Raw genomic sequence first — 17,496 nt, 5'->3', positions numbered from 1 at the left:
ACCGAATGAATTATTTTTAGGGCAGCGAGTAGATTTACTTGCTGCATAATTGATTGCAGTTATTACTTGAAACCAAGCGGTTTTAAAGAAGTATTTGTAAGGATTATTTATGTGCCAAAGTTTGAGAAGGTGTTTCGCCAAATAGCGCTTTATAATCTTTCGAAAACTGTCCGGCGTGTGTAAATCCGCAGCCTTGAGCGATTTCAAAAATGGTAAGTTCGTCAGACTGTATTTTTAACAGCTCTTTTCTAACGCGATTGAGCTTGCTCCATTTAATAAATTTAACCGGGCTTAAACCTACGTTTTCCTCAATACAGTATTGTAAAGAACGACGACTCATGTAAGTTTTTTCACAGAGTTCGGTGATTGTAAAATTTTTCTCAGGGTGCGAATCAATTAAATCGACAACGGTATCAAACGCATTTTTTTTCCGTTTAGCACTTACCTTAAACGTGATTTTATTATCGGGTACACTGAATAATTCCAAAATGTCATCGATAATAGAAAAACAGTCGTTTGTATTTTTTTGCACTGGATTAATTAACGCTAAAATACGATTTCGTAATTGTGTGACCTTTCCATCCTGCCAAGTTTTACTTGCGCAGTCTTCAAAGTTTTCGGGCAATAGCAATTGTTGAGCGGCTGCATGGGTTCGTAAAACATCAAGCCGAACCACAATGCCGAGTATATTAAAGTTTTCTGGTGTAATCAGTTCAAAATCACAATCACCGGGACGCAACATTAATTGATTGGTCTTTATTTCTTGACGATTTATTTTGCAGTGCTTTTCGTCCGCAGAAAATCCAAGCCATAAAGCATCTGGCCAAACATTGCAGTGTTGAATGAGCCGCTGATTGGTGTACTCGTGAAACAGATGTATCTCCGGTGTGATCATTTCCTTAATACAACCGTAAAACTTACCACTGCTCATTTGCGCGTATTGTTGTTGCCAATTGCGCAGGTTTTCCGCCTGCTCCTCAGCATCGCCAGCTTCATGAGTGCACCAAATTGGGTGCTTCTGTGTTGTATTCGAGTGCATTACTACTAATGGTTCCAGAGTTATTTGGGCATTAACAATCTTAGTATTTCGTTAATTTACTATTTTACGGATGTTTCGCACGTCTTATCGAGGCTTACCAATAAAATTTTTTTGCCAAATTTCGATACTGCCAAGGCACAGTTATGGCACTGCAACATATATGAATAAATGCAATGTTAACGATTAGTCGTGTGCAATTTCTGCCCCAAAGTATGTGTTTGGTTGTTTAACCAAGTGTTGTGCGAATACTTCTGGGGGTAACGAGTTCACGGCGAACGCTATTATTTTTCGGGCATTTACGACACACATTTGGGTTTTTTGAATGACGTATCGATACACACTGGGATCAAAAACCTGGCAATTTAGAAATCTTGCCGAGCTTATGGCTAAGGCAACACCTGCGCGCTCCGGCGACCGCCTTGCTGGGGTTATTGCTGCCTGTGCAGAAGATCGAGTAATCGCACAGATGACGTTGGCAGATGTGCCATTGAAGCAATTTTTGAACGAAGCTTTGATTCCCTACGAGTTAGATGAGGTCACGCGATTAATTATTGATGAGCACGACGCTGAGGCTTTTAAAGAAATATCGCATTTAACCGTAGGCGATTTTAGAAATTGGCTACTTGCTGATGAAACCGATTCTGAAACGCTGGCGCGGGTTAGACAGGCTATTACACCGGAAATGGCGGCGGCGGTAAGCAAAATTATGCGCAACCAAGACCTGATTTTGGTTGCGCAAAAATGCCGAGTGGTGACGCGTTTTCGCAATACCGTAGGTTTGCCAAAAAGATTATCGACACGTTTGCAACCTAATCATCCCACCGATGATATGAATGGAATTGCGGCGAGCATTTTAGACGGTTTGTTGTACGGCAGTGGCGATGCGGTTATTGGCATTAATCCCGCCACCGATAACGTTGCCCAAGCAACACGTTTATTAAAGATGATGGCTGCGGTTATTGAGGAATACGAAATTCCTACGCAAAGCTGTGTGCTCACTCACGTAACTAACACGCTCGAATGTATCGAAAATAACGCACCCGTAGATTTGGTTTTTCAATCCATTGGCGGTACCGAGGCCACTAATTCCAGTTTTGGTTTTAATTTAGCAACGCTGCAAGAAGCACAGGACGCAGCGCTCAGTTTAAAACGTGGCACCGTCGGCAATAATGTTATGTATTTTGAAACCGGCCAAGGCAGTGCACTTTCTGCCGATGCTCATCACGGCTTGGATCAGCAAACCTGTGAAGCACGCGCCTATGCTGTGGCTCGAAAATTTAATCCGTTTCTGGTGAACACCGTTGTTGGCTTTATTGGTCCGGAATATTTGTTCGATGGCAAAGAAATTATCCGTGCGGGTTTAGAAGATCATTTTTGCGCGAAATTATTGGGTGTGCCCATGGGTTGTGATGTGTGTTACACCAATCACGCCGAAGCCGATCAAAATGATATGGATAATCTTTTAACGCTGTTAGCAACGGCTGGTTGCTCGTTTGTGATGGGAATTCCCGGTTCCGACGACATTATGTTGAATTACCAAACCACGTCTTTTCACGATGCCTTATACGCAAGACGTGTTTTGGGTTTAGGTGCCGCACCGGAATATGAGCAATGGTTAGAGAAAATGGCCATTATGAGTGACGCCCGAGGTGCACGTTTAAATAAACACTTACCCGCGGCGTTTTCGCAAACCTTAAAGTTAACCTCAACCGAACATTAAGAGCCTGCGATGACGAGTAATAAAAACAATTCTGTTATTGCTAATCCGTGGAAAACGCTGCGCCAATTTACCGATGCGCGTATCGGTTTAGGCAGAAGCGGCGTCAGTGTGCCAACCCAAGAATTATTGGAATTTCAGTTAGCCCATGCTCGTGCACGCGATGCTGTGCATTTACCGTTGAATTTCGATGCGCTAACCAACGAATTGGCAAAAACATCGGAACAGTTTTCGATATTAAATTCGGCTTCGCCCATTAAAGTTCACAGCCAAGCCATTGATCGCATGACCTATTTGCAACGGCCCGATTTAGGCAGAAAACTTGATGAAGAATCCAGGCTGGCTCTTCAAGGTAAGGAAGAAACCTTAAAACCCTACGATTTAGCACTGGTGGTTGCTGATGGATTATCGGCAACAGCAATCGAAAAAAACGCCAACGAATTTATTCAAGAATTAGCAGTATTGCTTTCAAGCACTAATGAGCCATGGCAACTTGCACCCATTGTTTTGGTGGAGCAAGGTCGCGTAGCCATCGCCGATGAAATTGGTGCTTTATTAAATGCGCGCGCAACGCTCATTATGATTGGCGAACGCCCCGGATTAAGTTCGCCCGACAGCTTAGGGTTGTATTTAACTTGGGCGCCGGAGCCGGGTTTAAAAGACGACCGCCGCAACTGTATTTCTAATGTACGTAAAGCCGGTCTCTCGCATCGAGACGCCGCGCAAAAAACTTTGTATCTACTCACTGAGGCAAAACGCTTGAATGTCTCGGGCGTGGCGATTAAAGACCGCAGTAATAATACCGATTCAATCATTGAAAAGTCCGAAGGCAGTTTTCTGCTGTTTTCTAAACAATAATTTTAAATATATGTAAATAAGAGGTAATTCTATGGCTGACGCTCCTACATTAGAATCCTTGCAAGCGGCATTGGATGCCCAGCAAGCGGTTTTTGAAATGCATCAATCGATGAATGTTGAAGTGTTCTACTGGTGGTGTACCGCCATTATGATCATGATTCACGCCGGATTTTTGGCCTATGAAATGGGTGCTTCGCGCAGTAAAAATGCTTTGGCCGCGGGTATCAAAAATATTTTGGCATTGGCCGTTATTATTCCGACCTTTTATTTGTTCGGTTGGTGGATCTATAACGCATTCCCAGGCGGTCTAATTCCCGCCGAAGCTTCAGCCGCTTTACCTTGGGCAAAAAGCATGGGGCCTGACGTTACCGATATGGGCACCGGTATTTTCTGGGCAGCATTTGCATTGTTTGGCGCTACAACCGGATCGATATTATCGGGCGCGGTTATTGAGCGGATTCGCGTTAGTGCGTTTTTAATTTTAACGGTTATTTTAGGCAGCGCCATTTGGATTTTGGCCGGCGCGTGGGGTTGGCATCCAGACGGTTGGCTGCTCACCGATTTAGGCTACCACGACGTTGGAGCTTCGGGTGTTGTGCACGCGGTTGCAGGCTCCTTTACCTTAGGCGTATTAATTAATTTAGGCGCTCGTAAAGGTAAATTTATTAACGGTGTTGCTCAAACCATCGCGCCACACAGCCTACCAATGACCCTAATTGGTTTGATGATGATTATTTTCGGCTTCTTCGGGTTCCTAGGTGGCTGCATTATTTTCAACGGCGGTGAAACCGGCTGGACAACCATCTACAACACGCCAACCAACCTATCAGCCTTTGCTTTTAACACGCTAATGGGTTTTGCTGGTGGTGTGATTGGTTGTTACATCGCAACCCGCGATCCATTCTGGACAATGTCTGGCGGTCTTGTCGGTATCATTTCGGTTGCCGCCGGTCTTGATTTATACGACCCAGGCTTGGCGTTTATTATCGCCACCGTAATGGGCGTTGTTGCTGTACAGTTTGCGAAATTCCTAGAAAACCTAGGTATTGATGACGCCGTAGGTGCGGTTGCCGTGCACGGTTTTACCGGTTTTGTGGCTGTGGTATTAGTCGGTGTATTTGCTGGTGGTATGCCAAACGTTGGTGAGGGCGTACCACCCATTACCTTCGTTGGCCAATTAATTGGTGCGGTTGTCATGGCAGTAGTAGGTTTTGTACCTGGCTATGTTATTTCTTACGCACTAAAAGCGGCGAACATGCTGCGTGTACCGGAAGAAGCCGAAGAAATTGGTATCGACGAAGTAGAAATTCTTGCCAAACCCTACCCAGAAGCGAGCGTACCTGCAATGACTCCTTCTGAAGTCCCTAATAAACTTGCTAACGTAGAACCACAAGGAGCTTAATAATGGGAACATCAATTACCAGCTGGGAAAACGTCAGTGCGTATTTCACCTTCGCAAACAACCCAGCCATGCTTGTACTATTTTCTGTTGGTGCCGCTGCAATTGTTGCTGGTTTAATTTACTCCATTAAAAAACACGAAGATAAAGCCTTTAAAAATATTAAATAATTGTTAGATGGAAAAAGAAAACCCGGCGTAAGCCGGGTTTTTTGTTTGCGCTCGATAAGTGCATAAGAAATACATAGAGTAATTAATCTAGAGTTTCTTTGTGACACAAGGATGTGTCAGTAATTTCAAGAACCATAAGTAATCAAACGTGTAAAGCAATTGAAAGTCATATTTTTAATTGCTTTTCTCTGGTTGAGTCATGAATGAGTTAATCAGAGGTTCCTATACAAATACCAAATTATCAAGAGACACCAATTAACCCGTCCCTGTGTTATTGATGGCTCTCGATTATTTAAATGTTCTAAAAATTAGTTGGCTTTTAAATAAACCATCCATTGTTCTGATTGCCAAGCATTTAAATTATTACCAATAGTTTGTACTTCTTCATTGTCGGCAATAATGGTTACCGAAACGCCGCCACCACCTTGGTAGTTGGCACCAACAACGGATAGAGGCACAGGTGCGTTGCCGATACTGCCTTGGATGGTGCGTGTAATTCCGGTAATGTCGATTATTGTATCTGAGCTGCCGCCGCCATAACCAACGCCATTTGCGATCATGTCGCAAACCTGAAAGAACTTACCGCCTTCTCCCACAGGGTTGTCAGCGTTTAATACCATGGTTAATCGGTTATCAACTTGATTGATTCTGATTTTTAAAGATTGTGTGTAATTAATCGTAGACATATTTTTCTCCAAAATACTTGCTTTGTGTTTGTGTGAAAAATAATACGAATAAATTTTTATTTTAAGAATTACAAAACATTACATATGTGGTTATGCGTTTTTATGTTTTCTGGAAAGCTGTTTTTCAGAAATTATTCGCTTGTCAAAAAATTCATTTATTAAGATTAGTTATTTTTAAAAGGTCGTAATTCTTCAATGTAATCACAATCATTTTTTTAATGCGTGTAATTACTCGGTTGTAAACTGCTGTTTAAAAGTCCATCGGGTTGAGATTTTTTTGATTCTTAGTGTGATTATCGTTACTGGTGTATAGGGTCACTATTCGTTGAGTCGATCGCAAATAAACTAAAGTGTTAGCTTTGCGTTGGTGTTTGACGAGTCTGGTTAAAATATCAAGTTAGAGGCGTTTTTGTACTTCAAGAGAACATGTTAAATGTGGTATATAAAATACCGTAAAGGAGCCTCTGATTAGGTCACAAAAGAGTTTATCAGAGGTTTCTAAAGTGTATTAAATGCGCTTTATGTTCTAAGTGAGTTTAGTCGCTGCTGGTAATAAAAAATAAAAATGTTTATTAATCTATCTAAGGAATGTGTCTGTGAAATTAGTTAAATTATTGGGTGTGGCGTTTCTTTGTACCTATTTGTGGGGTTGTGCAAGTGGTGCCAAGATGCAAAATATGGTTTACCAAGGCGATCAAAAAGAATATTCCGAAGAAATTCAAAATAACTTAAATTTGGGTGAGGTTGCCGGTGGTAAAAAAACCAATCCTGCCTGGACTTCTCAAATTGGTAATGAGTCTTTTGCCGGTGCTGTGAAAGAAAGTCTAAAATTACAGGGCTTATATTCTGAGACCGGTAAATACCGTTTGGAAGTACAAATGTTAAAAGTAGAGCAACCTTTTATTGGTATTGATTTTAAGGTGACAACTCACGTGCAATATAAATTAATCAATATTGCAACCGGTGATGTAGTTTTTGATGAAACCATTGTTGCGCCCTATACCGCAGGCTTTGGCGATGCCGTTATTGCTGCAACTAGACTACGTCTTGCCAATGAAGGTTCTGGTAAAGAAAATATTGCAGGATTGCTGAGTAAATTATCCGAATTAAATATTGGTTCTGAAGAAGTATCTCTGCACCAATAAATCGTCTTTGATAAAAAAGCCTCTGGTTAACAGATTTAATCAGAGGCTTTTTACGCGGGCTGAAGCTAATAAGTGTAAACTTTAAAGCTCAAGCCAATTTTTCCAATAGCGTTAGTACTATCCCGCCAAATTCCTCTGAATTATCAACAATTTTGTTGATTTTGGTATTCCGATCTTCTGCCGATTTAACAATCTCCAATAATTGCGTGAGTTTTTTAACATCTGCTGGTTCTGGAAAAAGCTCCTGAATTTCTTCATCGGTTAAGCGTGTAATTGAGGATATTTGCGAAGCCAGTTTTTTGTCGGTTGCATTGGCTGCGTTGATAATTGCGATGTCGAGTTCGTTGTTGAAGGTGTTCCAATCAATAGGCATTTCGGCTTCTCCAATGTGTTAAATAGAGTCGCGGATTTCGCGAACTTTTTCTAAGAAGTTTTCGGCTCTGGTAACTTTGTTTTTAACGTCGGTGGCTTTATCGAGTAGGTCGGTGACGGCGTCGTCGGTTTTGTCGATGAGTTGTCCTAGGCTGTCGTCGCTTACGCCAACTAATTCCAGATAGCGATTTCGGTTCTCTGCCACTTCTGACGCCGATAGCAGAAAGCTGGTGATGCTGTTGTTGAGCGCGCGCGCTTGGATGTATTCGTCGCGTATTTTCGTTTCTATGCGGCGTTCTAGATCATCCAGCGGTTGTATCAGTTCTAAGCGCTTTTCGTTGATTTTCTGTTGTAATTTTGGCCCGGTGCTGATCAAAAACATCAGTCGTTGTTGTGGATCGTCTTCTCTAACAATAATTTGCCAAGCGTTAGCGATCGCAGGGTTAGAGAAAACTTGGTTGGCAAATTCTGGTACCCACTCGTCTTCGATGAACTTATCCACTTCGCGGCGTTTTTGATCAAAAAAGCGCTTTAGCAACGTAATGTTAGCGTCCTCGATGGCCGATATTCTGCGGCCAAGTTCGGCCGATAGCTCGGGGGCTTCTGGCGGTATGGATGCGCATCCGCCAATCAGTACAAATATCGATAAAAGGGTTGTTTTTATGATTTTATGCATGATGCACCTCTGTTACAGACTTATGGAATCTCCGATTAACTCATCCATGATTTAATCAGAAGCCAAAATTGATTATGCGATTGTTAATTTCTTCACCATCATTGCGAGCATTTACAGCTCTTGAATTTGCTGTCCTATCTTTGCTTGGCCGACTTTGCGCGACTGAAAGCGCTTGGTGAATCTAAGTTGCCTTTAAGATGAGTCTGATTTTGCGCCCCAACGACCTATGTTTCTACCTGTTTATTGATGGCAAATTCATGCTGTTTTGATTTGGATCTTGCTCGCGTACCAGTAATCTGTAGAGGCTATTGGTTAGTCTTCGGCTAATTTTATGTGTACTGCGGTGAGTTGTTGTTCGCCAATAACCGCCGCGGTGTGGCCATGTAGCGTCGGATTAAACACTTCGTCGGCTTGTAATCGGTCTTTGGCGATAAACATGTCGCCCGCAGAGAAATCTCTGTAATCGCCGTTGCGCAGGCCAATTCGTAAGGTACCGCTGCGGATAATAATCAGCGTTGCATCACCGGCAACATGCCAATCGCTAAAATAATTCGGTTCACTTAAGCGATGGCGAAAATTAAGAGCATTGATTCTGGGTGTAATAAATAAGCCGTTGTAATCTTCAAGAGACAGAAACTGCTCTGTAAAAATCGATGCGCCGGTTTGACCGGTATTTGCGTCTGTTGGTGAAGACAAAATGCTAAGAGTTATTGTCTGTTCGTGCTTAGGAGTGCTCATGGTGTGCCTTTGGTCAAACGATAACGATGTAATCAAGAACGTTGCGGTATGTTGCGGTATATTGTACCAAAGGTTCTTTTAAGAGCCTCTGATTAAATCGTGGATGAGTTAATGGGCGATTCGAGTAATTCATGAGGACAGAAATTGACAATGCGATTTCCAATTTCTTCACAATTTCGATCACTTACCGTTCTTTAAATTGGCGACATATCCATGTGTCGCGAGAAACTCTAGGTTAATCAGAGTTTCCTATAAAAAACGGTGTTGATCTGCGGGATTTGGTAGCGCGCAGTAGTCTTTTTTGCCAAAGATTTTATAGCGATTTCGGGCGATTTTATCGTAACAATAATTTCTAAGACTGCGCGGGAATATTTGGAGACATTGCAATATTTTCCACGGATAAGGCAGTTTGCTCATCACATAAAAAAAGGCATCGCTTTTACTGTAGATGCGATATTCACCTATGACCAACATGGTTTCGAAATCGTTGGTGGGCATTTCTAGATATTTTAAAATCTCTTGGCCTTTTGCGGATTGAACACTGGCCAGTTTGAATGTTTGCTGTTTATCGAATTTTAAGAGGAATGCACACCAGTGATTGCACAGTGTGCATACCCCATCAAAAAGCACAAGATGGTCGTCGCGCTCAATGTGGGGTATAAAATTAACGCTGTTGTCGTTAGCCAAATTGCGCATCAATACCTGCAAGTCGTTTTACCAGTTTTTCCCGCCACTCGTTGGCGAGTTCGGGTACATCAACCGCTTGTTGATAAATAGCTTCGCGATTTTCAAAATGCTTGTCAAAAAAGGCTTTAAACAAGGTTCTAACCGAGACCTTGTGATCAACAGGTTTAACAAGTTTAATTTCATCACCGGTGGTTACATTGCCGCGTTCAACGACTCGAAAATAAACGCCGGTTGCAAAATTCTGAATAAATAATTTCGGTAATTTTTTATTATTTAAGGCCATGCCTAATTTAAAACAAGGCACTCTTGGCTGGCTTACTTCTAAAATGGCACTGCCTAATTGATAGTGTTCGCCAATATATATTTGGTCTTCGTGTAAATGGGTTACGGTAAAGTTTTCGCCAAAATCACCAAAGGTTAAATCGGGATTTTTTAATTGTGTTTTCCAGTATTCGTAATAAGAGTCGCAGAAAGCATACACTGCTTTATCGATACCGCCGTGATTTACGAGATCGGCTTGAGCGTCACCGTGAATATTTTCGGAATCGATATAGACTGTTTCGGTGGTGGGTTTTTTAAAAATACCGGTGGTAATTAGCTCGCCTTGGTATTCAACGGTTTTGATCTCTGAGATGTTAGTTGAGACTATTTTCATGGGCTTGCATCCAAGTAGGTCAGGTTATTATGCTTCTAACCGTTGTACATCTACAGAAACCAGTAAACTCTGTGAGCCGCCACCTTCAAAAATAACACCTTTTAAGGGCGAAACATCTGCGTAGTCTCGTCCCCATGCAGTGGTGATGTGCTGAGGGCCGGGAATATTGTCGTTGGTTGGATCGAATTCAAACCAGCCTTCGGTTGGCGAAAATACGGAAAACCACGCATGAGATGCATCGGCTCCAACCAGTTTTTCTTGTCCGGGAGGTGGAATGGTTTCGAGGTAACCACTGATATAACGCGCTGCAAAACCCATTGATCTGAGACAGCCAATGGCTAAATGCGCGAAATCTTGGCAGACGCCGCGGCGATGCTGTAGTACTTCGTCTAACGGTGTGCTTACGTTAGTGAAACCAGGATCATAGGTGAAGTCTGTAAAAATTCTGTGGGTGAGATCACGTACCGCCGATAATAACGGCCTGCCATTTGTAAAAGATGGCAGTGCGTATTCGCGCAATTCTTTGTGCGCTTTAATAAACGCAGAATCCAAAACAAATTCCCGCGCTCTTAGGGTTGCTTCGTCTTTACTCGATTGCATGAGCAATAGGCTGTCTTCCCAAGCGTTGCCAATTTCTAAATCTCTACCCACTAATCGAACGTCGGCGACGCGCACCGTTGATTGAATATCAACAATTAATTCGGTATGCGCGCGTTCTAAACTGAAGTTGTGGGTATTATTACCAAAGTAATCTTTGCGCTGCGCTAACGCCGTTGCTGTTGGCGTTATGTTTAGATGGTGATCTAGACAGGTTTGGTATTCGGTATTTCTCGGTAACAAACAGGCGAGATTGTAAGCAAGGCTCACCGGCGACGCATATTTATACTGTGTGATGTGGCGAATGCGATAAATCATTGATGACTAATCCATGTTCCAAGGGTTTTGCACCAATTGTTGTGGCCCGGCTGTATGGTCGAAATAAACATCGCTAATCGCCAGAGCCATGCTTTTCATCAGCTCTTGAACTCTCACCAACAGTTGATCAAGGTTGGCACGAATGGAGTTTTGTTCGTTAACCTCAAGCAGCTTGCTGATATCTGCCAACTGTATGCTCGATACAGCTTCTAAAAGCGCTCGGCTTTCGCGGCCAATTTCAGGTACGTTGGAGCTGTGATTGGGCAGTTCTTTTATCAATTCACCGATGTATTCCAATTGATACATCAACGAGCGTGGATTGGTGCGATCGAGCATCAAGGTAGCCAAGACGTTGTATAAGCTGGTGTCATTGCGGAACCGGCGACGGAAAGTGTTAAGGCCTTCGGTGGTGGTTAATATGACTTCGGTGCACACGATTTGTGTCTCTTCGTGCTGGGAGACCGGCACCAACAGTGAGCGCATCAAGGTGGTGAGCTGATACACCTTTTCTAAGGCACGACCTAACTCTAAAAAGTGCCAAGTCATGCCGCGATACATGCTTTCGTTGAACAATCCCGCTAAGGCAAGCAGCGCCGTAACCATTGGGTCGAGTGCTTCTTCTGGTGCCGAATTAATACTGGCACGGAGATTTTTGGCGAGATTGTAGAGTTCGTCGTCAATATCGTTTACCACGCGCTGAGTATCGCTGGAGAGCATTTCGCGCACTTCGCTGGCCGAACGCAACATGGCTTTTAGGCTTGCGGTTACACTGCCCATGCGGTTTTCATCCAAGATGACGCTCATCAGTTCGCCTTCTGGATTTTCAAACAGTGTTTGACTGGCCTCGTTAAAGCCGGGATAGGTCATGGTTAATTGTGTCACCGAATAGAGCAACAAGCGTTCGGCTTCTACCGGTAAGCGATGAGCGCCGTTCAATTGCATAAATACGGTACGTAACAGGCGTAAGGCCATGTCGGCGCGTTCGTTGTAGCGGCCGACCCAAAATAGATTCTCAACCACACGGCTTGGCAGGCTGACATCAATGTTGCGATAAGGCTGTAGGCTTGCTGACGGCGTTACTTGCGCCTCTTGATCGGATTCGAGACTCGGCACCCAGGTATCTTTACTGACTGCCCCCAATTGGTTGGTAATCAGCTGATCGTTAATGTTCGCCGCCGAGCGCGTTAAGCCGCCGGGCATAATCTGGTAGCTTTGCTCATTGGCAACGGCAAAGGCTCGTAAGGCAAAAGGTCTGGCCTCGATATTTTTGTTTCGCCAGCTTGGGCTTTGCGACGGTGGCACAAATTCTTGAGCGACGTAATTTTGTGGCGACTGGCGAATGCTGGTTGCTAACGCCGCCAGTTCGTTTTCGGACAAGCTGCCGCCGAAGGTCGAGTTGGAATCAAACTGGCGATGCGCGTGCTTTATGCGCAGTTTACGCAGATTATTAATAACATAGTTGAAGTCGTTACTGTCGCCACACCAGTAGGTGGGCGCGCTTGGTAAAGACAGTTCACGACCAAAAAAGTGACGACTGATATCTGGCAAGTAACGCATCAAGGCGCCGCTTTCTAAAATGCCGCTGCCCAGCGGATTGGCGACGGCGACACGACCGGCGCGCACGACTTCGAGTAACCCGGCAACACCGAGTTGTGAATCGCCCTTAAGCTCTACGGGGTCGCAATAGGTATCGTCAACACGTCGTAAAATCACATCGACTCGTGATAAACCATCGAGGGTTTTCATCCATACGTAGCCGCGACGCACGGTTAAATCTTTACCCTGAACCAGCGGGTAGCCTAGGTAGTTGGCTAAAAAGGCGTGTTCGAAGAAGGTCTCGCTGTAGGCGCCGGGTGTGAGAATAACCACACGAGGGCTTTCGCCACTTTTAAGATTGCGACCGGGTGCCAGACGCAGCAATTGTTCGCGTAAAGTATTGAAGAACCCGCGCAATCGACAGACGTTTTGTTCGCGGAAAATAACCGGAAAGACCCGCTGCATCACCAAGCGATTTTCTAAGGCGTAACCGCTGCCAGAAGGTGCTTGGGTACGATCACCAACCACCATTAATTGATTGTCTGGGCCGCGAACTAGGTCGGATGCGTAGAAAATAAGCTGGTGCGAACCGGGTAAATGGGTGCGATGGCAGGCGCGAATAAAGCCGGGATGGTTGTAGATAACTTCTGGCGGCACGATGCCGCGGCGAATAATTTCTTGATTGTTGTAGATGTCTTTGAGAACAAAATCGAGCAGTTGTGCACGCTCAACCAAACCGCGCTCGATGCTCTGCCATTCCGCCGGAGAGATAACCACAGGAATTGGGTCGAGTCCCCAAACCGAGGTGCCGCCGTTAACGTTGTAGATGGCGCCGTCGTCGCGAAGGATTCGCTGAATTTTAGTGGAGCGTTCCGTGAGCGCTTTTTTGGTCAAGGTTTCGAAATTACTGACCAGCTGTTGCCAATGACCTTGCCGCACTCCGCTGGCGTCAATGGATTCGTCCAGCTCCGTTGAGGTGTTGTAGAACCTGAGCGGCTCCGGCTCTTGCATGGAATTTGTTTGGGACTGCTTTTGTACCATGGCCAATTCATGCACCTTTATATTTAAAAATGTTCAGGCCTAGTTATTCGATCTGTTGGGCCGATGTTATTGTCAATTTGTGGTTGTTCTGCAAGATCGATGTGAGTAAACGTGGCAGACAAAAAAGGGCTCAAGTGAGCCCGTTTTTGATTGAAGTTCGATGTTCGTTAACTAATTTCTTGCCAACAATTTAAGTGACTTAGGCCAAGTTCTGGCGGCCATTATTCAGTAACTTCCAACGACATTCAATTCTCATATTTCATTAAGTGATTTCAGTAACCGAGTCTTATCAAAAAAAATGGATAGCTCTGAAAGTTTTTCTCACTAACCATTTTTGTCCTCAGTTTCAGTATAACAGGCCTCAATAAAATGATGGTTTTTTACGCAAGTCTAAGGTGTAAGGATACTCGTTGGTCGGCTCTTCCGGCGGTGGAGCCATAGGTCTTGGTGGCTCGTGGTTCGGGAAGAACTCGCGAATAGCATCGTACTCGGGGCGTGGTGTAAATGGCCCTTGGGTATGATTGAAATCCTCAAAGCGATTGGTGCGACGAGTCTCGGCAGCCATGGCATTGACCGGGTAATCGTCGTAGGAGCGTCCACCTTGGTGACTTACATGGTAAGTACAGCCGCCAATGGCGAGACCGTTCCAGGTATCAATCAGGTCGAATGTAAGTGGAGCATGAATACCAATGGTTGGGTGTAGTGCCGAAGGCGGCGCCCAAGCGCGATAACGCACCCCTGCAACGTATTCGCCGTGACGTCCGGTTGGTGTTAGCGGTACGCGTCGGCCATTACAAGCGACCACATAACGGCTATCTGTCAGGCCGCGAACCTTAACTTGTAAACGTTCAACAGAGCTGTCTACATAGCGAGCAGTACCAAAACTGGCGACTTCTTCGCCGAGAACATGCCAAGGCTCAATGGCCCAGCGCAGTTCTAGCTCGATATCATCGATTTGCACACGGCCGTAGTGTGGATAGCGGAATTCTTCAAACGGTGCTAGCCAATGCAGCTGGAATGGGTAGCCGTGACGGTTGAGATCGTCGACAACGTCTTTCATGTCGGCCCAGGCGTAATGTGGCAGCATGAATCGATCGTGCAGTTCTGTTCCCCAGCGTACTAATGATTTCTTGTAGGGGGCTTTCCAGAAGCGAGCCAACAGGGTCCGAATCAACAGTGCCTGTACCAGCGCCATGTGTTCGTGCGGCGGCATTTCGAAACCGCGGAACTCCAGAATACCTTGGCGACCACTGGCCGAACCGGGTGCGTAGAGTTTATCGATACAGAATTCGGCGCGGTGGGTGTTGCCGGTAATATCAACCAATAGGTTTCGCATTAAGCGATCCACCAACCAAGGTTGGGCAACTTCGCCGTCGGGCATTTGTTGGAAGGCAATTTCAAGTTCGTACAGCATTTCGTCGCGACCTTCATCAACCCTTGGGGATTGCGAGGTTGGGCCGATAAACATGCCTGAGAAAATGTACGAAAGCGCCGGATGGTGCTGCCAGTAGGTCACAAAGCTGCGCAGTACATCTGGGCGGCGCAATAATGGACTGTCGGCGGGTGTTAAACCACCCAAGGTGATGTGGTTACCACCGCCTGTGCCAGTATGGCGGCCATCTACCATGAAGGCATCGGTACCTAGGCGAGATTTAAAGGCTTCTTCGTAAAGAGCCGTGGTGTTATTAACCAATTCTTGCCACGAACGCGACGGATGGATATTCACTTCGATCACCCCCGGATCAGGTGTCACCAACAGCTTTTGCAAACGGAAATCTTTCGGCGGCTCGTAACCTTCAATCACAATCGGTAAGTTGAGGTCTTGCGCGGTGTTCTCGATGGCATTAATCAGCGCCACATAGTGCTCTAGGTACTGTAATGGCGGCAAGAATAGATACAGGCGGCCATCACGTGGCTCCACGCACAAGGCTGTGCGCAATGTGCTTACCCAGTAGCGAAGCAGCTCGTCGTCGTTACTCTGTTTTCCAAAACGTTCTTCGAGTGTCGCATCTGCGCTCTCGGTCATGAGATTGCGTGGCCCAGGGCTGATTTGACCGTATTCGTCGGTAATAACGTAAGGAGCAACAATTTGTTGCTCACGACTTTCAAACGGATCGCGCTCCGGCTCGCGGAACTTCGCCAGTATTTTTTCTTCCAGTGCTGGTAGAGATTCAAGCGGTAGACGGAATCCCATAGGTGAGTCACCCGGAATCAACGCCAAGTGGCCGCGACGGAATTCCCAGCGTGTGCTCATCCAACTGCTGTTGCCATAGTCCCATGCCAGTGGGATTACGTAACCGGTGGGGGTGTTGAGCCCGCGACGCAACAATTTGGCCAAACGCTTGCGTTCTAAGCTGTCGGTTAAGTCAACCGTGGTAGGGTCGATATTGATTGGCAGCTGCTCTTCCAGATCAACGTAGTGCAGTGCGTCTTCAAAGGCGGTATGTACAAAGTCTTCGGCAAGGCCGAGATTAACCGCTAACTGCTGAGCGAATTGTTCGGCTTCTGGGTAACCATAGCCGTAATCCTTATCAACGCGAGCCAGCAAATCGGTATTGCGCCACATGGGTTCGCCGTCGAGACGCCAAAAAACGCCCAGCGCCCAGCGCGGTACTTCTTCGCCGGGATACCATTTTCCTTGACCGTAATGCAGCAAACCGTTGGGTGCAAAGCGCTTGCGCAAGCGCAGCAATAGATCTTTTGCCAAACGCAGCTTGTCGTCGCCAAGGGCGTCGGTGTTCCATTGCGCAGATTCCATATCGTCAATGGATACGAAAGTAGGTTCGCCGCCCATCGTCAAGCGGACATCGCTCTGACCAAGCTCTTCGTCTACGGCTTTGCCAAGGGCCTGAATGGCCTGCCAATCTTCTTCTATATAAGGTTTGGTAACGCGAGGATCTTCGTGAATACGGAAGACTTCGTTGCTGAATTCAAACTCAACTTCACACTTACCGGTCGCACCGGTAACCGGTGCCGCAGAGACGGGGTGAGGCGTACAGGCCAAGGGAATATGACCTTCACTCGCGAACAGACCCGAGGTTGGATCTAACCCCACCCAACCTGCGCCGGGTAAATAGACCTCACACCAAGCGTGCAGGTCGGTGAAGTCTTCGGCAGGGCCCGATGGGCCATCAAGAGATTCTTTATCGGATTTAAGTTGTACCAAGTAGCCAGAGGCGAAACGCGCCGCAAAGCCAAGGTGGCGAAGTATCTGCACCAGTAACCATGCGCTGTCGCGGCAGGAGCCGTTTTTCTTTTCGAGCGTCTCTTGGCACTTTTGAACGCCCGGCTCCATGCGGATGTTGTATTCGATCTCTTGTTGTAAGCGCATGTTCAACTCAACCAAAAAGTCGATCGAGCGCATTTCAAGTCCATCTTTGGGCATTGCCGATTCGACCCATTTTTTCAGCAATGGGCTGTCGTGTTCTTCGGTCTCTAGGTACGGTAACAGTTCTTTTTTCAACTGTTCTTCGTACACAAAAGGAATATGTTCGGCGTATTCTTCAATAAAAAAATCGAATGGGTTAATCGCCGTCATGTCGGCGATGACTTCAACCTCAAAGGCGAGTTCTTTGGTTTTTTCGGGAAACACCAGGCGAGCTTGAAAGTTGCCAAATGGATCTTGTTGCCAGTTTAAGAAATGATCTTCGGGTAGAACTTTAAGCGAGTAGCCGTGAATTTTGGTCCGCGAATGCGGCGCCGGACGAAGCCGCAGAACGTGTGGGTAAATATTAACGGGGCGGTCAAACTTATAATGAGTCTTATGTAGTAACTTGACGCGAATGGCCATGAAGCTTTCCTGAAGGTTGAACGCGAATATGTTTGGCGTTGGCGTGACAACAGTGCCACGCCAGTAAAATAT

At 45.6% G+C, this 17,496-nt stretch carries 15 protein-coding genes; 5 read left to right on the top strand and 10 right to left on the bottom strand.

Annotated elements, in window-relative coordinates; genetic code table 11:
• Window positions 1-103: 103 nt before the first annotated feature.
• Window positions 104-1,039: a helix-turn-helix domain-containing protein gene (locus tag ACYQ2C_RS05800; protein ID WP_460100389.1), complete on the bottom strand. Its 936-nt coding sequence runs from the start codon at window positions 1,037-1,039 to the stop codon at window positions 104-106.
• 322 nt (window positions 1,040-1,361) lie between these two features.
• On the opposite strand from ACYQ2C_RS05800, the gene ACYQ2C_RS05795 reads away from it, so the two are divergent.
• Genes ACYQ2C_RS05795 through ACYQ2C_RS05780 form a run of 4 tightly spaced genes read left to right on the top strand, consistent with a single transcriptional unit; the run spans window position 1,362 to window position 5,183 of the window.
• The gene (locus ACYQ2C_RS05795) at window positions 1,362-2,759 is read left to right on the top strand and encodes an ethanolamine ammonia-lyase subunit EutB (RefSeq protein WP_460100391.1); all 1,398 of its coding nucleotides are present in this window, start codon (window positions 1,362-1,364) and stop codon (window positions 2,757-2,759) included.
• 9 nt (window positions 2,760-2,768) lie between these two features.
• On the top strand, window positions 2,769-3,614 hold the full coding sequence (gene eutC / locus ACYQ2C_RS05790) for an ethanolamine ammonia-lyase subunit EutC (protein WP_460100394.1): 846 nt from the start codon (window positions 2,769-2,771) through the stop codon (window positions 3,612-3,614).
• Between the two features lie 31 nt (window positions 3,615-3,645).
• Window positions 3,646-5,016 carry an ammonium transporter gene (locus tag ACYQ2C_RS05785; RefSeq protein WP_460100397.1) on the top strand — a complete coding sequence of 457 codons (1,371 nt, stop codon included), beginning with the start codon at window positions 3,646-3,648 and terminating at the stop codon, window positions 5,014-5,016.
• Between the two features lie 2 nt (window positions 5,017-5,018).
• Window positions 5,019-5,183 carry a hypothetical protein gene (locus tag ACYQ2C_RS05780; protein WP_460047212.1) on the top strand — a complete coding sequence of 55 codons (165 nt, stop codon included), beginning with the start codon at window positions 5,019-5,021 and terminating at the stop codon, window positions 5,181-5,183.
• A gap of 308 nt (window positions 5,184-5,491) precedes the next feature.
• Here ACYQ2C_RS05780 and ACYQ2C_RS05775 read toward each other — a convergent pair whose 3' ends face one another.
• Complete coding sequence (locus ACYQ2C_RS05775) at window positions 5,492-5,869, bottom strand: hypothetical protein (protein WP_460100401.1); 378 nt, start codon at window positions 5,867-5,869, stop codon at window positions 5,492-5,494.
• 596 nt (window positions 5,870-6,465) lie between these two features.
• Here ACYQ2C_RS05775 and ACYQ2C_RS05770 point away from each other — a divergent pair.
• On the top strand, window positions 6,466-7,014 hold the full coding sequence (locus ACYQ2C_RS05770; RefSeq protein WP_460100403.1) for a hypothetical protein: 549 nt from the start codon (window positions 6,466-6,468) through the stop codon (window positions 7,012-7,014).
• 88 nt (window positions 7,015-7,102) lie between these two features.
• Here ACYQ2C_RS05770 and ACYQ2C_RS05765 read toward each other — a convergent pair whose 3' ends face one another.
• From ACYQ2C_RS05765 to ACYQ2C_RS05730, 8 genes are all read right to left on the bottom strand, one after another.
• On the bottom strand, window positions 7,103-7,387 hold the full coding sequence (locus ACYQ2C_RS05765; RefSeq protein WP_460100406.1) for a hypothetical protein: 285 nt from the start codon (window positions 7,385-7,387) through the stop codon (window positions 7,103-7,105).
• 18 nt (window positions 7,388-7,405) lie between these two features.
• On the bottom strand, window positions 7,406-8,062 hold the full coding sequence (locus ACYQ2C_RS05760) for a hypothetical protein (RefSeq protein ID WP_460100409.1): 657 nt from the start codon (window positions 8,060-8,062) through the stop codon (window positions 7,406-7,408).
• Window positions 8,063-8,374: 312 nt separating this feature from the next.
• The gene (locus ACYQ2C_RS05755) at window positions 8,375-8,800 is read right to left on the bottom strand and encodes a cupin domain-containing protein (protein ID WP_460100412.1); all 426 of its coding nucleotides are present in this window, start codon (window positions 8,798-8,800) and stop codon (window positions 8,375-8,377) included.
• Between the two features lie 249 nt (window positions 8,801-9,049).
• Window positions 9,050-9,496, bottom strand: coding sequence for a thiol-disulfide oxidoreductase DCC family protein (locus ACYQ2C_RS05750; protein ID WP_460047218.1), 447 nt, complete (start codon window positions 9,494-9,496; stop codon window positions 9,050-9,052).
• On the bottom strand, window positions 9,480-10,142 hold the full coding sequence (locus ACYQ2C_RS05745; RefSeq protein ID WP_460100415.1) for an MOSC domain-containing protein: 663 nt from the start codon (window positions 10,140-10,142) through the stop codon (window positions 9,480-9,482). Before ACYQ2C_RS05745 ends, ACYQ2C_RS05750 begins: the two co-directional genes overlap by 17 nt.
• 27 nt (window positions 10,143-10,169) lie before the next feature.
• Window positions 10,170-11,057, bottom strand: coding sequence for a transglutaminase family protein (locus tag ACYQ2C_RS05740; RefSeq protein WP_460047220.1), 888 nt, complete (start codon window positions 11,055-11,057; stop codon window positions 10,170-10,172).
• Window positions 11,058-11,063: 6 nt separating this feature from the next.
• Window positions 11,064-13,634: a circularly permuted type 2 ATP-grasp protein gene (locus tag ACYQ2C_RS05735; protein ID WP_460100655.1), complete on the bottom strand. Its 2,571-nt coding sequence runs from the start codon at window positions 13,632-13,634 to the stop codon at window positions 11,064-11,066.
• 361 nt (window positions 13,635-13,995) lie between these two features.
• Window positions 13,996-17,424 carry a transglutaminase family protein gene (locus ACYQ2C_RS05730; protein ID WP_460047221.1) on the bottom strand — a complete coding sequence of 1,143 codons (3,429 nt, stop codon included), beginning with the start codon at window positions 17,422-17,424 and terminating at the stop codon, window positions 13,996-13,998.
• Window positions 17,425-17,496: the final 72 nt, after the last annotated feature.

Source organism: Sessilibacter sp. MAH3 (assembly GCF_054658275.1).
The sequence above is the reverse complement of the archived record's forward strand: the minus strand, read 5'-3'. Positions and strand labels throughout refer to the sequence as shown.

What these genes read in the sequence shown, in the direction of transcription:
- ACYQ2C_RS05800 (WP_460100389.1), bottom strand. Translation starts at nt 1,039, where the DNA reads ATGCACTCGAATACAACACAGAAGCACCCAATTTGGTGCACTCATGAA.
- ACYQ2C_RS05795 (WP_460100391.1), top strand. Translation starts at nt 1,362, where the DNA reads ATGACGTATCGATACACACTGGGATCAAAAACCTGGCAATTTAGAAAT.
- eutC (WP_460100394.1), top strand. Translation starts at nt 2,769, where the DNA reads ATGACGAGTAATAAAAACAATTCTGTTATTGCTAATCCGTGGAAAACG.
- ACYQ2C_RS05785 (WP_460100397.1), top strand. Translation starts at nt 3,646, where the DNA reads ATGGCTGACGCTCCTACATTAGAATCCTTGCAAGCGGCATTGGATGCC.
- ACYQ2C_RS05780 (WP_460047212.1), top strand. Translation starts at nt 5,019, where the DNA reads ATGGGAACATCAATTACCAGCTGGGAAAACGTCAGTGCGTATTTCACC.
- ACYQ2C_RS05775 (WP_460100401.1), bottom strand. Translation starts at nt 5,869, where the DNA reads ATGTCTACGATTAATTACACACAATCTTTAAAAATCAGAATCAATCAA.
- ACYQ2C_RS05765 (WP_460100406.1), bottom strand. Translation starts at nt 7,387, where the DNA reads ATGCCTATTGATTGGAACACCTTCAACAACGAACTCGACATCGCAATT.
- ACYQ2C_RS05760 (WP_460100409.1), bottom strand. Translation starts at nt 8,062, where the DNA reads ATGCATAAAATCATAAAAACAACCCTTTTATCGATATTTGTACTGATT.
- ACYQ2C_RS05755 (WP_460100412.1), bottom strand. Translation starts at nt 8,800, where the DNA reads ATGAGCACTCCTAAGCACGAACAGACAATAACTCTTAGCATTTTGTCT.
- ACYQ2C_RS05750 (WP_460047218.1), bottom strand. Translation starts at nt 9,496, where the DNA reads ATGCGCAATTTGGCTAACGACAACAGCGTTAATTTTATACCCCACATT.
- ACYQ2C_RS05745 (WP_460100415.1), bottom strand. Translation starts at nt 10,142, where the DNA reads ATGAAAATAGTCTCAACTAACATCTCAGAGATCAAAACCGTTGAATAC.
- ACYQ2C_RS05740 (WP_460047220.1), bottom strand. Translation starts at nt 11,057, where the DNA reads ATGATTTATCGCATTCGCCACATCACACAGTATAAATATGCGTCGCCG.
- ACYQ2C_RS05735 (WP_460100655.1), bottom strand. Translation starts at nt 13,634, where the DNA reads ATGGTACAAAAGCAGTCCCAAACAAATTCCATGCAAGAGCCGGAGCCG.
- ACYQ2C_RS05730 (WP_460047221.1), bottom strand. Translation starts at nt 17,424, where the DNA reads ATGGCCATTCGCGTCAAGTTACTACATAAGACTCATTATAAGTTTGAC.